Annotated in this window: 3 protein-coding genes; all 3 read right to left on the reverse strand. The window is 64.4% G+C overall.

Going from position 1 to position 2,015, the window contains the following annotated elements; genetic code table 11:
• Positions 1-191 precede the first annotated feature (191 nt).
• Positions 192-449, reverse strand: a complete 258-nt coding sequence (locus tag CKO36_RS18835) for an SIS domain-containing protein (RefSeq protein WP_200286443.1) — start codon at positions 447-449, stop codon at positions 192-194.
• A 29-nt stretch (positions 450-478) separates the two neighbouring features.
• The gene (locus CKO36_RS18840) at positions 479-1,396 is read right to left on the reverse strand and encodes a class II glutamine amidotransferase (RefSeq protein WP_200286441.1); all 918 of its coding nucleotides are present in this window, start codon (positions 1,394-1,396) and stop codon (positions 479-481) included.
• A gap of 72 nt (positions 1,397-1,468) precedes the next feature.
• Positions 1,469-1,840: an SAF domain-containing protein gene (locus CKO36_RS18845; RefSeq protein ID WP_420826356.1), complete on the reverse strand. Its 372-nt coding sequence runs from the start codon at positions 1,838-1,840 to the stop codon at positions 1,469-1,471.
• Positions 1,841-2,015 lie beyond the last annotated feature (175 nt).

A 2,015-nucleotide genomic window follows, 5' to 3' on the forward strand; every position in this document is an offset into this window, starting at 1 on the left:
GAAAGCCATGCGAAAAAATCGCCGGGGTCCGAAAAAACCGCTGACCAAACGCACTCGATACAAAGATAAGCCGCATGTCTCGACCGCCAAGCTTCTGGCCGCTGGTTAGCCCACCTTAAAAGGGCTGCTCCAAAGCCTCTTTCCACGGACTATCGTGGTCGTTCTTGACTGCGGTGTCTGCGGGTTGGGTGTCAGCGCACATATCGGGAGGTCAGCTCGCGGGCGTGGCGTTCGCCGCTGAGCACCGTGCGCGTCTGGCCCCAATACAGGGCCAGCAGCCAGAGGGTGAGCACCTGCGCGGAGAAGGCCTTGGTGGAGGCCACGCCCTTCTCGATGCCGGCGCGCAGCAGCAGGGTGCGCTCGGCTTCGCGCACGATGGAGCTGTTGTCGACGTTGCAGAGTGCCAGCGTCGAGAGCCCCTGCGCCTTGGCCAGCTTGATCGCTTCCAGGGTGTCGGCGGTCTCGCCGGACTAGGAGATCACCACGAACAGGCCGTTCGGGTCCAACACCGGCTCGCGGTAGCGAAAATCGCTGGCAATCTCCACCCGCGCTGGCACTCGCGCCAGGCGCTTGAGCAGGTAGGCGCCGCCGGTTCTTTTCTCCCTTCCTTGCGCGCCGCCAGGCTGCTGGCCGGCAGCGGCTTCGGCTGCAGCACCGCGGGCGAGCCGTCGGCGCCGAACAGGGTCAAACCCTCGGCCGTCGCCACGCCCCAGTGGCCGTCCTCCAGATACAGCATCTGGCTGCAGACGCCGACCAAGGGCGCATCGGAGGAGGCAAAGTGACAGCCGTCCTCGGCAAAGCCCAGCTGCAGCGGCGAGCCCTTGCGGGCGAAGAAGATCCGGCCCGGCGCGGTCTCGCTGATCAGCAGAATGGCATAGGCACCATGCAGCGCGTCGAGGGTGGCGCGGAAGGCGGCCAGTGCGGGATCAATGGCCGGATCATCAGTGGCCGACGAGGTCTCGGCACGCTGATTCGGGGTGGACTCGGCCTGCGCGGCGAGGTGACGCTCGAACAGATGAACAATCACCTCGCTATCGGTCTGGCTCAGGAACGGCGTCTCGACCGCTTCACGCAGCGCGACGTAGTTTTCGATGATGCCGTTGTGCACCACCTGGCTGTGGGTGAGCCCGTGCGGATGGGCATTGGCCTCGGTGGGCTTGCCGTGGGTAGCCCAGCGGATATGGCCGATGGCAGTGACCGGACCGCTCGATTCATAGTCGCCGAGCTTGGTGGCGAGATTGTTGAGCTTGCCGACGGCCTTGAAGCAGCGCAGACCCTCGGGGGCAAGTACGGCAAGGCCGGCGGAGTCGTAGCCCCGATATTCCAGCTCGCGCAGGCCGTGCAGAAGGCGGGCGACCGCGAGTTGAGTGCCGATGTAGCCGACGATGCCGCACATGATTCAATTTCAATCCAGTGTCGGGTCGTGTTCTCGGATAGCGCGGCCGGCCAGCCCAAGCTGAGCCTGCCATCACAAATACTCCCACCGCAACGCCGTACCCATCGCCAGATCGCGATTCACCCGTCGCCCGAGCAGGCTGTCGTAGTGCTTGGGTGCTAGGCCAAAACCAGGGCGGACGATGCGCAGATTCTCGGGCGTCAGCACCTCGCCAACCTTAATGTCCTGGGCAATGTAAAGGGAGCGGCGAAACCTCAGCGAACCTTGCTCAACCTTGGTGGGGCCATACTGGATACCCCCTAACGCCTGCCAGGCGCGCTCGGTCTCGGTGACCAGTGCAGCCATCTCGGCGGGTTCCATGGAGAAGGCGCTGTCGACGCCGCCCTCGGCGCGGCTAAGGGTAAAGCCGTCATTCCGCCCCCCCCTCAGCCGCTTCCGGAATATAACGCCACATACCGCCATCCCAGCAGTTCAAGTAAGGCGTGGTGGTAGCAGCAATTCCCGCTGACCTCTGTGGCGAGCGGTTGCGATGGCCCCGATCCGCCGTTGAAAATCAACCGGCACGCGAACACCTCGCGACAAAGAAGCGCTGTGGTACGCCCGGCTTGTTCTCACCCTC

Source organism: Rhabdochromatium marinum, assembly GCF_016583795.1.
GTDB lineage: Bacteria > Pseudomonadota > Gammaproteobacteria > Chromatiales > Chromatiaceae > Rhabdochromatium > Rhabdochromatium marinum.

What these genes read in the sequence shown, in the direction of transcription:
- CKO36_RS18840 (WP_200286441.1), bottom strand. Translation starts at nt 1,396, where the DNA reads ATGTGCGGCATCGTCGGCTACATCGGCACTCAACTCGCGGTCGCCCGC.